This window comes from Streptomyces alkaliphilus, assembly GCF_014141535.1.
GTDB lineage: Bacteria > Actinomycetota > Actinomycetes > Streptomycetales > Streptomycetaceae > Streptomyces > Streptomyces alkaliphilus.
On the sequence record NZ_VKHT01000914.1, the window covers coordinates 1 to 2,021 of the forward strand.

The 2,021-nt window shown below is 74.1% G+C and carries 3 protein-coding genes; all 3 read right to left on the reverse strand.

The window, feature by feature from the left end; all coding sequences use genetic code 11:
* Positions 1-316: 316 nt before the first annotated feature.
* The gene (locus tag FNQ90_RS21080; protein WP_182607799.1) at positions 317-556 is read right to left on the reverse strand and encodes a hypothetical protein; all 240 of its coding nucleotides are present in this window, start codon (positions 554-556) and stop codon (positions 317-319) included.
* Between the two features lie 2 nt (positions 557-558).
* Positions 559-1,359, reverse strand: coding sequence for a protein-L-isoaspartate O-methyltransferase family protein (locus tag FNQ90_RS21085; protein ID WP_182607800.1), 801 nt, complete (start codon positions 1,357-1,359; stop codon positions 559-561).
* Positions 1,360-1,449: 90 nt separating this feature from the next.
* Positions 1,450-1,872 (reverse strand): lasso peptide biosynthesis B2 protein, encoded by a 423-nt coding sequence (locus FNQ90_RS21090; protein WP_182607801.1) that lies wholly within the window; start codon positions 1,870-1,872, stop codon positions 1,450-1,452.
* Between the last annotated feature and the right edge of the window lie 149 nt (positions 1,873-2,021).

Consider the following 2,021-nt stretch of genomic DNA (forward strand, 5'->3'; position numbering starts at 1 on the left):
GCGGTGCGGGACGGGTGCGCGGGGAGTGCCCGGAGCCGGATTCGAACCCGACCCGATTACCCCCTCTGACCTGCGAAAACACCCCCACCTGCACTCCTGCACATCCGAACTCGCCCGTTCCTCCCCGAATCAGCCCGCGTTCCCCCGCGCCGGTGCACCAATTGGTGCACCGGCCCGAGCAGCGACGACGCCCCCGGCCCACCTCACCGGAAACGACCGAAACCCCACCCCTCCCGGCCTCCCCGGGCCCGGGAACGCCACCGGGGGCCCGACGTGCCGTCGAGCCCCCGGAACACCCCCACGGGGCCGCCTGGTGTTACCGCGTCAGCCGCAGGTCCCAGCCGCTACCGTCCGGCCCGTCGACGGGCACCAGCACCGGCGTGTAGTCCCCTCGTGATGGGCGCCCGGCGGCACGCCATCCCTCGATCCAGCCCCGCACGACGGCCAGGGACGGCGAGTTCGGGGCGTCCGCGACGATCTGCCCGTCCCGGGTGAGCACCGCCGCCGAGATGGGCGTGGAGTGGCCGAATGCCATCCCCTCGGCGAGGCGGGCCATGGTCAGCCCTTCATCCCCCGTGGTTGCCGCCCAGTACTGCACGGGCTTCCACGGCGCCTCGGCGGCCGGCTCGACGTGCCCCGGTTCCGCGAGGCGCTCCAGGGTGGCGCGGGCACCGGAGTGGTGCCAGTCGTCCCGCTCCCGCCAGGCGATGGACACCCAATGGTGTCCCGACACCCGTGTCTCCCAGTCGATCCACCGCCCGGCGCCTCCAGGTCCGCCTTCGGCGCGGCGGTGGCGTCGATGTAGTTCCCGCCCATGATCGTCTCCACCTCCGGCCGGCCGCCGGTGATGGTGAGGACGGCGAGCACGGTCAGGTCCGGCACCCGGGCGATCGGGAGGGTGGCCACGATCCGGCACCTCTCCGCGGCCTGGTCCACCCACGCCCTTGGCAGCAGCGGCGGCGAGCACCATGCCCCGATCCGGTCATACGGCCCGGCGGCGGGATACCCGGCGGTGCCGTCGGCGGCGTGGCAGCGCACGTTCGTCAGCCCCCGCCGGTGGTGGATCAGGTTGGCCCACCGGGTGAGGTACGGGTCGATGTCCAGGCTGGTCACCGACCCGCCGGGGCCGACGATTTCGCCGAGCAGGGCACCGGAGTAGCCCGACCCCGTGCCGACTTCCAGCACGTTCATGCCCTCGGCGGCGGCCAGGCTCGACAGGTCCCGGTGCACGAACACGGGGTTGGTGCGGTGCACCGTCACCCCGCGCTCTTCGTGGTGGGTGTAGTGCCCCTCCGGTACCACCCCGGCGGCCCGGGCCACCTCCGGGGCCACCGGCACGTCAACAACAGGTGGGCTCAACGTCGCTCTCCCTCTTTCTGTGAATTTCTGCGAATCGCTCTCGTTACTCAACCGGGCCGGCCATGCGCAGGACACGGGACCGGGCTCGGGTCAGATGGACAGGGCCGCATGGTGGTGCCGGCCGCCGGCCGTGTACTCCCCCACAGGCCCCTGGCCGGGCGCCTCCACCCAGGCGTGGTACTCCACCGGCGGTGGCACGAACCGCGCCCCGAGGCACCAGGTGAGATGACGGCGGAGGATCGCGGCGGCCAGCACCGCGCCGAGGCTGGTCTCCATGCACGCGATGCGCACCGGCCAGCGCCGCCCCACGTACCGCACGGCCGCCACCAACTCCTCTCCCCGGCCCGGCTCCACCCCGCCCCGCCCGAAGTACCGGGCCACCCGGGCGGCACGTACGGTCCAGCGGAACGGCAGCCGCAGCAGCACCACGGCCCCGGCCAGGCCGAGGCGGGCCGCGCACCGCTCGACGAGTGTCCCGGCACGGGGCGCCCGGTGAGCACGAACGAGACTCATCGCCACCACCCCCACGCGAACCGGTGACGGCGGGGCACGGCGGGTTCTTCCCCCGCCAGGCCGGCCGTGCCGAGGGCATCGGCCACCGCCGCGACATCGGCAGCCGCCCGCCCGGCCGGGAGGCCGTACCGCGCGGCGTACTGCCCCAC

Coding starts and splice junctions, on each gene's coding strand:
- FNQ90_RS21090 (WP_182607801.1), bottom strand. CDS start 1,872: ATGAGTCTCGTTCGTGCTCACCGGGCGCCCCGTGCCGGGACACTCGTC.
- FNQ90_RS21080 (WP_182607799.1), bottom strand. CDS start 556: ATGGCCCGCCTCGCCGAGGGGATGGCATTCGGCCACTCCACGCCCATC.